The 15,447-nt window shown below is 30.5% G+C and carries 11 protein-coding genes; 4 read left to right on the top strand and 7 right to left on the bottom strand.

All coding sequences use genetic code 11. The features are described from left to right. Window positions 1-55 precede the first annotated feature (55 nt). The 5 genes from CW752_RS14180 to CW752_RS14160 all read right to left on the bottom strand — a co-directional run bounded on the left by CW752_RS14180 (window position 56) and on the right by CW752_RS14160 (window position 6,243). Window positions 56-2,179 (bottom strand): peptidase domain-containing ABC transporter, encoded by a 2,124-nt coding sequence (locus CW752_RS14180; protein WP_101240356.1) that lies wholly within the window; start codon window positions 2,177-2,179, stop codon window positions 56-58. After that, the gene (locus CW752_RS14175; RefSeq protein WP_185117636.1) at window positions 2,166-2,693 is read right to left on the bottom strand and encodes a TlpA family protein disulfide reductase; all 528 of its coding nucleotides are present in this window, start codon (window positions 2,691-2,693) and stop codon (window positions 2,166-2,168) included. Before CW752_RS14175 ends, CW752_RS14180 begins: the two co-directional genes overlap by 14 nt. 1 nt (window position 2,694) lies before the next feature. After that, window positions 2,695-3,339, bottom strand: a complete 645-nt coding sequence (locus CW752_RS14170; protein WP_101240354.1) for a hypothetical protein — start codon at window positions 3,337-3,339, stop codon at window positions 2,695-2,697. A gap of 701 nt (window positions 3,340-4,040) precedes the next feature. After that, window positions 4,041-4,184, bottom strand: a complete 144-nt coding sequence (locus tag CW752_RS16955; RefSeq protein ID WP_185117635.1) for a hypothetical protein — start codon at window positions 4,182-4,184, stop codon at window positions 4,041-4,043. 298 nt (window positions 4,185-4,482) lie between these two features. Beyond that, entirely contained in the window at window positions 4,483-6,243 is a 1,761-nt protein-coding gene (locus CW752_RS14160) for a helix-turn-helix domain-containing protein (protein ID WP_133121694.1), read from the bottom strand. Window positions 6,244-6,407: 164 nt separating this feature from the next. Here CW752_RS14160 and CW752_RS16950 point away from each other — a divergent pair, with 164 nt between their 5' ends. Genes CW752_RS16950 through CW752_RS14145 form a run of 4 tightly spaced genes read left to right on the top strand, consistent with a single transcriptional unit; the run spans window position 6,408 to window position 11,823 of the window. Continuing rightward, complete coding sequence (locus CW752_RS16950; protein ID WP_185117634.1) at window positions 6,408-6,578, top strand: hypothetical protein; 171 nt, start codon at window positions 6,408-6,410, stop codon at window positions 6,576-6,578. A gap of 3 nt (window positions 6,579-6,581) precedes the next feature. After that, the gene (locus CW752_RS14155) at window positions 6,582-8,756 is read left to right on the top strand and encodes a prolyl oligopeptidase family serine peptidase (RefSeq protein WP_101240351.1); all 2,175 of its coding nucleotides are present in this window, start codon (window positions 6,582-6,584) and stop codon (window positions 8,754-8,756) included. Further along, the gene (locus CW752_RS14150) at window positions 8,756-10,969 is read left to right on the top strand and encodes a lantibiotic dehydratase family protein (protein WP_101240350.1); all 2,214 of its coding nucleotides are present in this window, start codon (window positions 8,756-8,758) and stop codon (window positions 10,967-10,969) included. Before CW752_RS14155 ends, CW752_RS14150 begins: the two co-directional genes overlap by 1 nt. A 2-nt stretch (window positions 10,970-10,971) precedes the next feature. After that, entirely contained in the window at window positions 10,972-11,823 is an 852-nt protein-coding gene (locus CW752_RS14145) for a thiopeptide-type bacteriocin biosynthesis protein (protein WP_228401783.1), read from the top strand. Between the two features lie 282 nt (window positions 11,824-12,105). Here CW752_RS14145 and CW752_RS14140 read toward each other — a convergent pair whose 3' ends face one another. Together CW752_RS14140 and metG are read right to left on the bottom strand one after the other, a co-directional pair. Further along, complete coding sequence (locus CW752_RS14140) at window positions 12,106-12,783, bottom strand: hypothetical protein (protein ID WP_101240348.1); 678 nt, start codon at window positions 12,781-12,783, stop codon at window positions 12,106-12,108. A 422-nt stretch (window positions 12,784-13,205) separates the two neighbouring features. Continuing rightward, a complete protein-coding gene (gene metG / locus CW752_RS14135) occupies window positions 13,206-15,242 on the bottom strand; it encodes a methionine--tRNA ligase (RefSeq protein WP_101240347.1) in 2,037 nt (678 codons plus the stop codon). Window positions 15,243-15,447: the final 205 nt, after the last annotated feature.

Genomic DNA, 15,447 nt, shown 5'->3' with positions numbered 1-15,447 from the left:
TTGTTTTTCCCAATAACAAGCATAGTTTAATTTGAGTTTTTAAATGAAATACTTATTAAATACTACAGATTTTAATTGAATGTATATCAGAAATATGGCTATTTTCTAAAAATAAAATCTCATCAGAAATGTCTTTTATATCTTCCAATTGATGACTGATTATTAAGATTATTTTTTTGGATTTCAGTTTTTGTATCAAGCTATAAATAAATACTTTGTTTTCTTTATCCAGGGAAGAAGTAGGTTCGTCTAAGATTAAAAATTGTGGATCATGATATAAAGCCCTCATCCAACCTAATAATTGTTTTTGCCCTCCAGATAAATTAATACCTTCTTCTCCTACTAATGTTAGAAAACCTTGGGGTAAAGAATTAATAAACTTATCAAAGCCTAGTATAATCAATTTCTGTAATTTTTTTTCGTCCACCTGATCATCAAGAGTAATATTGTCCAAAATATTTCCATTGAATAACTGAATACTTTGTGGTACGGAGCCTGTTAGATTTCTCCAGTCATCCAAAGAAATATTGTTTAGGGTAGTATTTTTGTTAATGATAATTTCTCCGTTTTCAGGCAGGTAATTTTTTTGCAGTATTTCTGTTAAAGTTGTCTTACCACTTCCACTTTCCCCTAAAAGGCAAGTGATGTTCCCTTTCTGTAGAGAAAAAGATACTTGATTAAGCAACCTGCTTCTTCCATTAAACCTGAAATCTATATTTCTAATATCAATAGATGTAATGTTTCCTATTTTTATGCCGTCTGTTTTTTCCTTTTCCAACGAAGAATATTCAAACATCCTGTCAAAAGCTACTTTGGCTTCCTGTATAGGAATGCTTACCAAAGCCAGATTGGTCACGGAAGAAAGCAATGATCCGGAAATTCCTATGATTGCCATAAGTTCCCCGGTTTTTATTTCATTGTTTAAAACATTATAAGAAGAAAAACCGAGAATAAGCAGAAGAAAAACCACAACAGCTAAACCAGAATATAAAGATATGGTGAGATTCAGCTTCCCAAGTTCAAAAATTCTGGATTGGAAAAAGCTAAAAATATTTTTGTTCCTGTCAATAAACAATGGTTGTTTTGAAAACCCTTTAATAACATCTATTCCTCTTATACTGTCAATATAATTGGCTTCATTGGCACTATAAGCATGCATTACACTTCTTTGAGCTTCTACAATTTTTTTATTAAAACGAAAGATAAGGAGGAAAATTACCGGGGAAATGACTATACAAATTATGGCTAATTTCCAAAAGTAAAAGAAAAGAAACCCTATTGCCATAAGAACGCTTAAAGCATCTACGATGGAGTTTGTAATGAGTTGCTTAATAACGGTTTGTATTCTTTGAGTGTCATTCAATCTGGCCACAAAATCTCCGATCTTTCGGCTGTCAAAAAATATTTTTGGAAGATGGAGCAATGATGAATAGAATTTTTTATTGATCCTTTCGTTAAATGCTTTTGTTTGTCTAATAATATAAAGTTCTCTAATTGACTGGATAATTACTCTTGCAATAAGTAAAAATCCGAGAAATGATTTGCTTAGCAATAAAAGGGATATTTTTTTTTTCGGTAAAATATCATCTATGAGTTTTTGAGAAAAAACAGACATTGACATGCCCAATAAACTAAAAATTACTCCTAAAAATATTATAGTGAAAATAGCTTCCTGATCTTCTTTGATAAGATCTTTTAACCACTTTCTTTTTTCTAAGTTTGTTTGATTTGTTTTTTGAAATGTCGCATTAGGTTTTAAAGTTAGGCAAGTTTTAGACTGCCAGACTTCCTCCAAATATTCTTTTGTCCAATATTCTAAACCTTTGGCTGGATCTCCGATAAGAAACTGATGATTTCCATTAAAATGGTAAGAATAGCATATAACATAATGTTCAAATTTTTTATCTATAATAACGTGTAAAATTATAGGTTCCCCATGCTTTATGAGTGCATCTATATCTGCTTCGCAACCTTCGGCATCGAAACCAATGGCTTGGGCACACTGGAATAAACCAAGAAGTGTAGTTCCTGTTTTGCTTGTTCCACTTTTTTCGCGGAGTGTTTCCAATGAAATATTTCCATCATAGTATCGAGCTAAAGATTGTAAACATCCCACACCACAATCTGTCAAATCCTTTTGAAGCGAAAATGTATTTTGTATCAGCTTATTTATTTTCATCAGCAGTGTTTATTAATTTGTTCAGCTTTATAGCTCCGGAATTTCTTCTTATAAGATTGTTGTTTTTGTCATATACTAGGAAATATGGGATACTATTCATTGCTAATTTTTGATAAAGTATTGCCTTTTCATCATGGCACCAAATGATATTCTTTTGGTTGCTCAAATTATATTGTTGTGCAAATTCTTTAATCTCATTCAGAGACTCACTAGCCACCCAAATCCATTGGATGTTTTTATAATCCGGATAACTTTTGGATAATTCTTCTGTTTCTGCCTGGCAAAAATGACAACTGGGACTGAAGTAAACCAATATTTTAATTTTATTATTGTCTAAATTAGTAGAAGTGAAAAGTGTTCCACCAATGGTAGTAAGACTAAGTGAAGGAACCTTCTTCAAAGCTTCTATTTTTTCTTTCTTTTTCTGAAAGTTTAAAAATAGATAGGTTATTATTCCGACTAATGTGATAGAAATAAGAATAGCTAATATTTTTAATTTTTTTTTATTTTTCATTCTAATATTGTGCATTTAAAATAAAAAATGAAACTATACCCACCCAAAATAATAATCCAACTCCATAGGTAATAGTAGTTAAGGCTAACGATTTCGGAAAACTGATCTTATTTTCTGAAAGTTCCCAGATTCCCCAGGCGAGAATTCCCCAGTAAAACAACTCAAACAAGTTGACTAATTGTAAAGGGTACGCCAGCCACTTTTCTGTGGAAATGAAATCCCGTAAATTAAGCAGAGAAATGGGATAATAAGTTTGTAAGGTTTCCATTGAATAATCCGTATCTATCCAATAGAAATTGACAAATTTGTAAAATCCTGCAATAACAAATACAGACTCTGCTATTAAAGTAAGAAAAATAAGATTTGAGAATTTAATATTGTCCAAGCCCGGTAAATCTAAAAGCTTAATAAAATTGAGACAGAAAGCGACTAATAAAACCTTAATTCCTATAAGTAATGGTGTTATAGCATAGTTTACCCACCACCATTTTTTTTGACTTTCTATATAGTTTTGTACTACTTCACTGGGATAGTCTTTGGCAAGGAAATCTATGATTTTAGAACTGGTGGTAATAAAAGTTTTGTCTAAATAAGCCAGTAAAAAATAGCATAAGACGATGCTTATGAAAAATATTAAGTTTTTCATTTGTGTAAAAAATAAGTTGATATTAAGAAAACAGAAGATAAGTTGTCTTATTGAGAATAATTTATTCTGTTTTTTGATAAGATTTTTGCTTAAAAAAAATAAAGCTTAAATTGCTTTTATACTTGTTTAAAAAATCTATGCGAAAATATTATGTGAAAATAATAAGAGATATGTAGAAAAGATAATGTTACAACGGTATTGAAATTATCCTTTATAAAAGCCATAAAAACAAAAATTAAAAATATCAGAAAGTAGCTAATAAAATTAATTCCCTTCATTTGTAGAAAACAGAAGAAAATATCTGCCAAAAATGATTTTTGTTTTTAATCTTTTCTATAAAATTCGTCCTACTTTAATCTTAAAACTAGGAGGATATTCCTCCTAGTTAAATTTTAATTATACAGCTTTTTTACTGCTGAAGCATTAGTTTTATATTTTTCAAATTTTATCATTATCATTTCTTCTAGTTAATACTTCTATTAAAATTACCAGAAAAAATAATACAACACCTATTATCTTTTCAATAGAATAAAATTTCATTTCAAAGAAAAAGTACTTAAATATCAAATAGATAATTACGATTAATAAAATAAAATTTGAGAATGTTTTGTATTTTGTTTCTTTAATAATTTTATTCATAATAACTAAAATTTATATTCGTAATAAAAATTGACATGATATAAAAACATGCATTAAACTAATTAATCTTTGTGACATTCATTTTGAAAGAACATTGCTCCTGCTGCCGCTGTTAAATACCATTGACCTGACGCAATACTTGCGCCAATAGCTGCTGCATTTAAAGCACAAGACCATCGAAATTCTCCACCTTGCAAATTTTCCATTTGCGAAACATTTAATTTTTTCATTTTGTTAAGATTTTAAATTTAGTAATTTTTTTTGTCATATACCCCCTGACATGGGATTTTGCCGATCAGCTTTATTTATACTTTTCATACTGCGCATTATGAAAAGAAAAAATACTTGTGTTTTTAGCTGAGTCAAACTTAGATAAGAATTCAACGAAAAAAAAACAATAGATATCAGGATTTATAAATTCTGCTTATGAATTTATAAATATTTAAAATGTAATTGATTTATTTTCAGTGAAATAAAATGGAATTAACTGAATCGGGTGATGTGCTAAGTAATCATTGAATTTTCAATTTCTTTGATGTAAATAGAAGGAGTAGTTCCTGTTTTCTTCTTAAATGCAACAGCAAATGCCTGGACATTATTATACCCAATTTCTTCCGCAATAGCCGGTAATTTATAAGATCGAAATTTTTTATCCTTTACAAGTCTTTCCAAAACATAATCAATACGTAGATCATTAAGATAGGAATTGAAATTTTTTTCTTTATGATTATTAACCGTTTCGGATAAATAAGCTGTGTTGGTTTTTATTTTCTTTGCCAGGTTGGCTAATGTAATCCCATTTTTTAAAAAGAGTTGTTTGCTTTCAAAAGCTTCTAATTCTTTTAGAATAAATGCAGTAACATCTTCAGGAACCGTTTTAATGGTTTTATTTTCCATTTCTGCCTGCTCTTGTATTGGGAGTTCAGGAACTTCTTTTTTACGATCTGTTGATTCAAAATTTCTTTTTTCAATACTTTGAATTAGTTCCTGAGCTATTTTGCGGTGTTCTTTTGCTGTTTTTTTGGCTTTAAAATAAAGATATACTATCAATAATAGTACTACCGATAATATACCAATAGAAGTATATAAAACTAATTTTCTGTTTTTTAAATCCTGTATAATATCTTCCTTCTCTTGCAAAAGGTTAGGGGTATCATATTTCTTAGGGAGTTCTGTAGCTAAGTATTCAAATTGCTCATCTAATTTTTTATCTACTTTTAGAAAGCGATCAATATAATACAATTGTTTTTCTTTATTATTTTTTTCTTTGTAGTAATCAATAATATAGGTGTAAACTTCTCGAAGTTCAGGAAATGTAATGTCGGTTTTTTGTATATTAGAATCTAATTTGATAAAGTTTTCTACAGCTTTTTCTTTATTTTTTAATCCGTCGTAAGATTTACCTAAATAATAAAGAACATAATTGATATTGCTATTTTCATCAGAATTAGTAAAATAACGATAGACATTTGATAGTTTTGTAATTGCAGTGTTATATTTCTTTAACTTTAGGTCATAAACTCCAGATAGATAAGAGTATAAGTTAGAGTTATATTTATTTTTGTTGGTGAAAGCATATTCTTGCCCTTCTTTAATTAGTATATTAGCAGAGTCTAATTTATTCATATAAATATAGCAGCTTATAAGTGCTATACGCATTTGATTATGTTGATAATCATCTGTTATATTGTTTCTGTTATATACATAATACCTAAAAATCTTTGCTGCTTCTGCATTTTTACCTATATAGCTGTTGATATAGGCAATATTCATATTGGCATAGGCGGTTTGTTTTTCGTCGTTTTGCTCTTTAGCATATTTTAGTCCCAGAATATAATTATCCAGGGCTAATTTCAAATTATCGTTCTTGTAATATAGATTACCTTTTATAAGATAGGTTCTGGCAGGGTATAAATTACCTTTTATATTTTTTGTAATTATAGTTAGACTATCAGTATATTTTATGGCTGTAGAGAAATCCTTATTAAAATGCATAAGGTTATAGCCTTCTGCTATTTCGATCGAATTTTTTTCTTTTTTAGCTTTTTGAAGATAATATTTAGCTATGTGTTCAGATTGTGGAATTTTAATATGATCATAATAATCGTAAAACTTATTTTTAAGCTCTGAATATTTAAGCTCAGATAAACTATCAATTTTATGTTTTTGGGCATTCGCTAAATTGCTGAATAAAACTATTATAATTATGGATATTAATTTCATCATTTTATAAATACTCAGCAAATTTACATTTTTATTTATCAAATTGAATTTAATAAGAAAATTAATATAAATTGTTTTAACTTACTGTATGTTAGTTTGTTGGTGTAATTTTGATTATTATGTATTTATAAATTCATAGAGTGTTTTTATTGCATTTTAAAAAAATATTATTTCTTTTGCTATTGAATTTTTAATATAATTGTATAATGAAAAAGAATATTAAATCAGAAAAGAAATTGTCGTTAAAAAAATTACAAATAATGAAAATTAACGAAATGAAAACAATTAGTGGAGGAGGAAATAATCAGCTTATAAATGATGGAAGTGATGAGCCAATAACATTAATACCTCAAAATACTGTATCAGTGAGAAACTAAGAAATGAAGCAATTAATATTTATCATTATTAGTATTTTTTACGTGCTCCCTGTGAATGCTCAAAAAAATAATCCAGCACCATCTATCCCTATCAAAGAAGAGTATTTTGGGACTCAGATAGTAGATGAGTACAGAAATTTGGAGAACTTAGAAGACTCTTCAACAAAAGAATGGATGAAGACTCAAACAGATTATACTAACTCTCTCCTTAACCAGATTCCTAAAAGAAAATTTTATTTAGAAAAAAGGCTGGAGTTTGATACAAGACAGGGATATTCTGTATCGAATTTAAATATAACTAATAATGATAAATATTTCTATTTAAAGAAAAAGGGAAATGAAAAAGTAGCAAAACTCTATTATAGAGAGGGATTTTTAGGAAAAGAAGAGTTGCTTTATGACCCTACTAATTATAAAAACAATGAACAAAATCATGAATTTGTAATTAATTATATTAGCCCGAATTCAGTTGGAGATAGGGTAGCCATTGCAATGGTTGAAAAAGGAAAAGAGTTGGCAGACGTTATTATTATGGATGTGAAGAACAAATATATTCATCCTGAATTAATAACCAATACAATGCCCGCAAATGTAGGAGGGATAAAGTGGTTGAATGATAATTTACGTTTTTTCTATACTTACTTTCCGGTAAATAATCCTAAATCTCAGGATTTCTATAAAAATACACAAGTTATTTTATACAAAATAGGGACAAACCCAAAAGAGTTGACAGATATTTTTTCTGCTAAAAATAATCCAGATCTAAAACTAGATGAAAAAAAGCCCCCTATTATTTTAGATTCTAATGATCAATATTATGTAGGAATGTTACTTGATAATAATTATTACAGGCAAACATTTATAATTCCTAAACAAGATTTATTGGAAGATAAAAAAACATGGAAACCTCTCTATACTAAAGAAGATAAAGTTAGATCTTTACAGCTGGTAGATAATGATTTGTATTTTTTATCTCAGTATAACACTCAAAATTACACACTTTGCAAAACTAATATAATAGCTCCAAATTTTAAAAAGCCTGAAATTCTTATTCCGGAAAGAAATGATGAGGTGATAGGGCAATATAGATTCACTAAAGATGGTATTTATTACACAACTACAAAAAACGGAGTTGAAGCGAAATTATACTTATATAAAGAGGGAAAAAGCATTCCTATCAAACTACCTTTCCCTTCAGGAAATATAAATTTACAAGCAAAAGGGAAAGATTTTTCAGACATCTGGATAAGCTGTTCCGGATGGGCGAATGAAGAACAGCGTTTTAAATATAATTTAAATACAAATTCTTTTCTTGCTGAAAATATAACTCCAATTACAGAATATCCGGAATTTAAAGATATAGTGGTTGAAGAAGTTATTGTAAAGGCAAAAGATGGAGAAGAAATACCATTATCTCTGATCTACAATAAAAATATAAAGCGGAATGGGAGTAATCCAATGTTAATTGATTCATATGGAGCATATGGATATTCACGAAGTCCGTTCTTTTCTCGTATTTATCTATTATGGGTAAATCAAGGAGGAGTAATGGGAATAGCCCATGTAAGAGGAGGAGGAGAGAAAGGTGAGAAATGGCGTTTGGGAGGCTACAAAGAAACAAAACCTAATTCTTGGAAAGATTTAATTGACTGTACAGAATATTTGATAAATAAAAAAATTACTTCAAAAGAAAAAATAGCAATTTGGGGAGCAAGTGCAGGAGGAATTACAGTAGGTAGGGCAATGACGGAAAGACCAGATTTATTTAAAGCTGCAATTTTGGAAGTGCCAACTACCAATACATTAAGAGATGTACTTGCCATTGGAAGTAATACAGATGAATATGGAACATTAAAAGATTCTAAAGAATTTAAGGCTTTATTGGAGATGGATGCCTATAATCATATTAAAAAAGGAACAAAATACCCTGCTACATTCATAACAGGTGGTATAAATGACCCAAGGGTACCAACCTGGGAGCCTGTAAAATTTGCTGCTAAGTTGATGGCTGATGATGCTTCAAAAAATCAGATATTACTTCAAATAGATTATGAAGGAGGGCATGGGAGTAATACAACTGTTGCCCATGGACATGCAAACCTATCAGATATTTTTGCTTTTGCGTTCTGGCAACTTGGACATCCTGATTACCAACCAAAACAAAGCACAAAAAAATAATGTCACGTTTTCCTTATCAATTCTTTAATGAGTATGTTGTACGTACTCCTTTATTTTCATGCAAAAAATTTCAGGACCAATTGGGAGGATCCGATATTTCTGATGCTGCATTAAAACAAATTTGTAGTGATTCCGTTTTCTTGGAGGCAATTTATCTGGCTTCACCAGCTTTGCATAGAGAGATTAATAAATGGATTGATTCGAAAAAAGAGTTTTCCAAAAAAGAAGATCAAAAACTAAAGCAAACCATCTTAAAATATTATAGTCGGATAAGTACACGATGTACTCCATTCGGCTTATTTTCATCGGTTGGATTGGGATGTTTCGACTCTGCTCAGCATGACAAATCAATAATTAGCAGCCTACAGTCTGTAACTAACAACAAAATTCGGGATACCAGATTGGATATGTACTTTCTTGTTTCCTTAGTCCAACATTTTGTGCAACAACCGGAAATAAGAAACAAACTTTTATTTTGCCCTAATAACAGTATTTATAAAGTAGGAAGCAGGATCCGCTATATAGAATACCAGTATACCCATGGAAAAAGGGAATATATTATTTCTTTAGCCCCACTTTCTGAGGAATTACAGCAAATATTGGATTTTTCAAAGGAAGGAAAAACGATACAGCAAATTGTAGAAATTTTGATTGATGAAGAAATCACACAAGACGAAGCCATAGAATTTGTGGAAGAGCTCATCAATAATCAGGTATTGGTAAGTGAATTAGAGCCTAGCGTTTCAGGAAACGATTTCTTGGATACTATTATTACTATTTTAGGCAGAAGAGAAATAAAAAGCGAAGCCGAAATTTTAATTTTAATAAAAAATAAACTGAATGAATTGGACCAAAACATTAGTAATCCAATCTCCAGGTATGTTGAAATCGAAAAATTAATAAAGTCCTTTGCAATAGATTATGAACCAAAGTATCTCTTCCAGACTGATCTTTATAATAAATCTTTGGTTTATTTGCCACTTGAATGGAAAAGACATTTAAAAAAGGGAATAAGCCTTTTAAACAAAATCACTTTGAATCAAAGGGAAAGTGAGTTTTCAAAATTTAAAAAGGCTTTTAGCGAAAGATTTGAAGCACAGGAATTACCATTGCTATATGTTCTCGATAGAGAGGTTGGTATTGGCTATAAACAAAATGTTTCTGCAAAAGGTATTCATCCTTATTTAGAAGATTTACCACTTCCGGTTTCACAAAAGAATCAAAACAAGAATATTGAACTTACTTCTGTTCATCAAATTCTTAATGAAAAAGTGCAGGAAGCTTTATTGGATAATCAATACAGTATTAAATTATCTGACGAAGATTTTAAAGATCTTGAAGAGAAATGGAATAATTTACCGGATACGATTTCCTTAATGACAGAAATAATTTCGGATAATAATCAGGAAAAATTATTCCTTAATAGCAGCACCGGAAGTAGTGCAGCTAACCTTTTGGGGCGATTTTGTTCAGAAAAATCGGAAGTTCATAATCTGACAAAAATTATTACGCAAAAAGAACAAGAACTCAATTCTGAAGAGATTTTGGCAGAGATAATTCATTTACCTGAAGCAAGAATAGGAAATGTAATCAGAAGACCGACTTTGAGGCAATTTGAAATCCCTTATTTAGCTCAATCACTTTTGCCTACCGAAAATCAAATCCCTGTAGAGGATTTGTATATTTCCTTAAGAAATGACAGGATTGTTTTGCGTTCAAAAAAGCTGAACAAAGAAATAAAGCCTTACCTTACAAATGCTCATAATTATTATACAAATACTCTCCCCGTTTATCATTTTTTGTGTGATCTATATTCTCAAGATACCAGATCTGGGCTTTATTTTAGTTGGGGTGGATTAGAGCATATTTATGCATTTCTGCCAAGAGTAGAATATGATACTATTATTCTTTCAAAAGCTAGGTGGAAGATTCTTGAAAAAGATATTTCTTCTTTGGATTTACTAAATTCAGACAAAGAGGATTTTTTACTAAAACTAAGAAATTGGAGAAACAAAAGAAAAATCCCTGTATGGGTTCAATGGGTAAAGTTTGATAATACTTTAACCATGAATCTGGAGAATTATGATATGGCTGGACTTTTTATTCAAGCTGTAAAAAATGAAAAATCAATCATTATAGAAGAGTTCTTCTGTAATGAAAATGATGATTTTAAACGTGAATTTATCTTCCCAATGCATAAAGTAAAATCTTAATGATGGTAAAAAGAAAATTGAGTCTGGGAAGTGAATGGCTTTACCTTAAAATCTATACAGGTGTAAAGACTGCTGATCTTATTTTAGAAGAAGGAGTACAACCTTTGATAGAATTTTTTCAAGAAAATGGTTTTATTTTAAAATGGTTTTTTATTCGTTACTATGATCCTAAACCTCATTTGAGGATAAGGTTTAGGCTAAATAATACTTGCGATTATAGCAAAATATTCGATAGGATTAATGATGTTTTACAAGAATATATAGAAAGCGGAGAAGTTTCAAATATTATATTCGATACTTATAATAGAGAAATTGAACGCTATGGTGCGAATACCATTGAAGAAGCTGAAAACTTATTTTGGAAAAACAGTGAGTTCACTTTACAATGTCTACATTATGATGATGAAGAAAAAATCATTTTTTCTCTTTTTTGCATTGATGCAATTTTGAATAAAATTCACCTCTCTATTCAGGAAAAACTAGATTGGATTAAAGATTTCAATGATGCTTTTAAGCAAGAGTTTAATGCAGATAAAAAGCTCAATTCTCAATTAGATAAAAAGTATCGGGAGTTTAAACCAAAATATCAGAAATTTCTTGAAACCAACGAATTTTCTGATGAGAGAAATTGTATTATTTCCAATATTGAGGAAAACAGTTTGGTTTTACAAAATATAATCCATCATCATGAAAATAAATCCTTGGGAATGCCTTTGCAGGATTTTTTCCAAAGTATTTTTCATATGAATATCAATAGGCTTTTTGTTTCTAACCAAAGAATATTTGAAATGGTGATTTATGATTATTTGCAGAGATATTATAAAATGTATCTTTATCAAAAATCTACAAAGTAATAAGAGTAACTATTTTATCATGATTTCAATAATATCCAATTTTTATGGTAAATGGGTTGGAAGCTGGAAGTTACTTTCAGTTGTAAAGACCAACAGTGTATTATATCATTAATTTTTGCCTCAAGATCGATGAAAAATATGAATCGCTATTCTTTATAACCTTCATTACTCCCAGCTTCCAGCTCCCGACTTCAAAACTGTTTTATTCTGAACTGACATTTAATATCAAAATGCACAACGGGTTATATAATATTATCTTATATCATATCATATCATATCATATCATCTTCCTGAATAATATCTGAACATATAGATAATTTTTGTCAATGGAAAATAAGCAAACCATTCCTGAAAATATATGAATATAAGCAGGGTAGTCCCTAAGCATAAAATAATTGGGAAAATATAAGAAGCCGCTCTATATGGAAGTTTCTTCGGAATGGCAACTACCCAGATAACAATAAGGCTTAAAGCACCGATAGCGATAATACCGATTCCGGGGCTGTATCTTGATGAGGTATCGATATTAAAACCGGATAAAAGCACAAACCTTTGAACAAAGAAAAACAAGGTGCCAAATAATAACGTAAGGATGGCTGCAAAATATTTCTTTAATTTTATTAAATTCAGAGAGAGTAATATGGCTCCCGGAATGATGCTGAATAAAATACTGCTTATAAAAATCGTCGTTCGCGAATACAGCTTGACAGCTTCAGGATCTTCTGTAATATGATCTTTCCAGAGTTCCCGCTCTTCTGTTAGTTTTGTTTCTTCGGCCTCTTCTTTACGTTGAATTAATTGTTGAATAGCTGTTTTTTCCTGTTCTGCGAATATACGTCCTCTTTCTTCCAGAATTTCAAAAGCCATTTGAACAGCCTCCGGAACAAACCGATTACCTTCTTTTAAATATTTTTCTAATTCTGAGTCGGAGAGTTTCCTTAATACGTTTTTGCTTACCATAAATTATGCGGGCAAATATAGAATAAAAAGTGATTGTAGAATGTAATATTAGTAGAATTGGCTAAACTTCTCTATCGAATGATATTGTAATGGTATTTTATATACTTATAACTTTAACACAGATTTAGCTTATATTTTCATGAATACTTTTGATATTGCCGGATAGTTGTCGTCCTGAAAGGATCTCGACGGCTGACAGGCTATTTGCATAATTCTTATCATACTTTAGATTAAATAACAGGACTGTGAATATTGCTGTCTGAATCCTTGAGGGATAACAAAGATGATGATAAATGTTTTATAATTGGGGAAGGAAGATGCTTAAGATACCAATGTTTTCACAAATAGCATTGTTTTATTTCCAAAAGAAATGGCCACTTCCTAAGAAGCAGCCATTTTATTTAATTGGGAAAATAATGTCATTATCCAATCTCAATACCGTTTTCAACATTGTTGTCGTCCGGTGTTACGAAAGATAATTTTCCGTCTGGTTTAGTCGTTAATAATAACATTCCCTGAGATTCAATTCCTCTGATTTTTCTTGGTGCAAGATTTAATAAAATCATTACTTGCTTACCAATAACTTCTTCAGGGGTGAAGCTTTCTGCAATTCCTGAAACAACAGTTCTTACATCTACTCCTGTATCTACAGTAAGTTTTAATAATTTATCTGCTTTTTCAACTTTTTCAGCTTCTAAAATCGTTGCTGTTCTAAGGTCTATTTTAGTAAAATCATCAAAAGTGATCTCTTCTTTCATAGGGTTTGCGTTAGGGTTTGTTTTTTTATTGTTTTGTTTTGTATCTTCCAGTTTTTGAATCTGTGCTTCAATAACGTTGTCTTCAATCTTGTTAAATAGCAACGGAGCATTTTCAATTTTGTGCCCTGCTTCAATTTGTATTTCAGAATTTTGTAAATCAAACCAATTCTTTTTCTCAATATTAAAATATTCAAATAGCTTCTCAGCAGAGAATGGCATAAAAGGTTCACATAATTGAGCAACAACCGCAGCTATTTGAGCACCAACAAACATTGTCTGTCCAGCTTCAGCTGGATTAGTTTTTATTGAGTTCCAAGGTGCTGCATTCTGTAGATATAAATTCCCATAATCAACAAGTTCCATAAATGAATTCAAAGCATTTCTGAATTCATATTTTTCTAAATGATTACTAACCTTATCTATTGCAGTTTTGATAGCTGTTCTACTTTCTTCATCTAAAGTACCGTTTGGAACTTTCCCTTCGAAGTTTTTATTTGTAAAAGAGATAACTCTATTGATAAAGTTTCCAAATTTATTTACCAACTCAGAATTATTCTTCGTCTGGAAATCCTTCCATGTAAAGTTGTTATCTTTGGTTTCCGGAGCGGAAGAAAGAAGAGCATATCTTAAAACATCCTGTTGACCCGGGAAGTCCTCAACATATTCATGTGCCCATACTGCCCAGTTTCTTGAGGTTGAGATCTTATCATTTTCAAGGTTCAGAAATTCAAATGCAGGAACATTTTTAGGCATGATATAGTCTCCGTGCGCTTTCATCATCGATGGGAAAATAATACAGTGGAATACAATATTATCTTTTCCGATAAAGTGTACCAGGTCACTGTCTTCACTTTGCCAGTAATCTTTCCAGTTTTTTCCGTTCTTCTCTGCCCATTCTTTCGTAAAAGAAATATATCCGATCGGGGCATCAAACCATACATAAAGAACTTTTCCTTCTGCATTTGGAAGTGGAACTGGAACTCCCCAGTTCAAATCTCTGGTCATGGCACGTGGTTTCAACCCATCATTAAGCCAAGATTTAACTTGTCCGTAAACATTAGGTTTCCAATCATCTTTGTGACCTTCAATAATCCATTCATTCAAGAAATCTTCGTACTCGTTTAAAGAAAGATACCAGTTTTTTGTTTCTTTAAGAATAGGAACATTTCCACTTAGCATCGATTTTGGATTGATCAATTCTGAAGGAGATAGGGTAGAACCACACTTCTCACATTGATCCCCATAAGCATTTTCGTTACCACAGTTTGGGCAAGTTCCTACAATATATCGGTCAGCAAGGAACTCTCCAGCTTGTTCATCAAAATATTGTTCAGAAACTTCTTCCGTAAATTTTCCTTTTTCATATAAAACCTTGAAAAAATCCTGGCTGGTTTCATAATGGTTCTTAGAGGTTGTTCTTGAATATTCATCGAATGAAATTCCTAAGTCGGAAAAAGATTTTTTAATGATTCCGTGATATTTATCAACGATATCCTGAGGAGTTACTCCTTCTTTTTTTGCTCTTATGGTAATAGGAATCCCATGTTCATCCGAACCACAGATAAATGCTACATCTTTTCCTAATCTTCTCTGAAATCTTGCGTAAACATCCGCAGGAATATAAACACCTGCCAAATGTCCTATATGAACCGGACCGTTTGCATAAGGCAAAGCTGCCGTAATCATCTTTCTGTTTGACATTTATAGTAAAGTTTTGACTGCAAAGATAAGGATTATCTCTTGAATACCGCTATTTGTGGAGTTATTATGATTTATAATGAATTTTTATAGGCTTAACATGAAATAAAGTTAAACATTTGTTTAACTTTATGTTAAAGGCAAATATATAGTATGTTTCGCATAGTATACAACAAGTGATTGAACTTTAAATATTTAACCTTAATAG

It is taken from the genome of Chryseobacterium sp. PMSZPI (assembly GCF_002835665.1).
Lineage (GTDB): Bacteria > Bacteroidota > Bacteroidia > Flavobacteriales > Weeksellaceae > Chryseobacterium.
The sequence above is the reverse complement of the archived record's forward strand: the minus strand, read 5'-3'. Positions and strand labels throughout refer to the sequence as shown.

Bases quoted from the DNA above. Each gene is read 5' to 3' on its own strand.
- CW752_RS14180 (WP_101240356.1), bottom strand. From the start codon at position 2,179: ATGAAAATAAATAAGCTGATACAAAATACATTTTCGCTTCAAAAGGAT.
- CW752_RS14175 (WP_185117636.1), bottom strand. From the start codon at position 2,693: ATGAAAAATAAAAAAAAATTAAAAATATTAGCTATTCTTATTTCTATC.
- CW752_RS14170 (WP_101240354.1), bottom strand. From the start codon at position 3,339: ATGAAAAACTTAATATTTTTCATAAGCATCGTCTTATGCTATTTTTTA.
- CW752_RS16955 (WP_185117635.1), bottom strand. From the start codon at position 4,184: ATGGAAAATTTGCAAGGTGGAGAATTTCGATGGTCTTGTGCTTTAAAT.
- CW752_RS16950 (WP_185117634.1), top strand. From the start codon at position 6,408: ATGAAAAAGAATATTAAATCAGAAAAGAAATTGTCGTTAAAAAAATTA.
- CW752_RS14155 (WP_101240351.1), top strand. From the start codon at position 6,582: ATGAAGCAATTAATATTTATCATTATTAGTATTTTTTACGTGCTCCCT.
- CW752_RS14150 (WP_101240350.1), top strand. From the start codon at position 8,756: ATGTCACGTTTTCCTTATCAATTCTTTAATGAGTATGTTGTACGTACT.
- CW752_RS14145 (WP_228401783.1), top strand. From the start codon at position 10,972: ATGGTAAAAAGAAAATTGAGTCTGGGAAGTGAATGGCTTTACCTTAAA.
- CW752_RS14140 (WP_101240348.1), bottom strand. From the start codon at position 12,783: ATGGTAAGCAAAAACGTATTAAGGAAACTCTCCGACTCAGAATTAGAA.
- metG (WP_101240347.1), bottom strand. From the start codon at position 15,242: ATGTCAAACAGAAAGATGATTACGGCAGCTTTGCCTTATGCAAACGGT.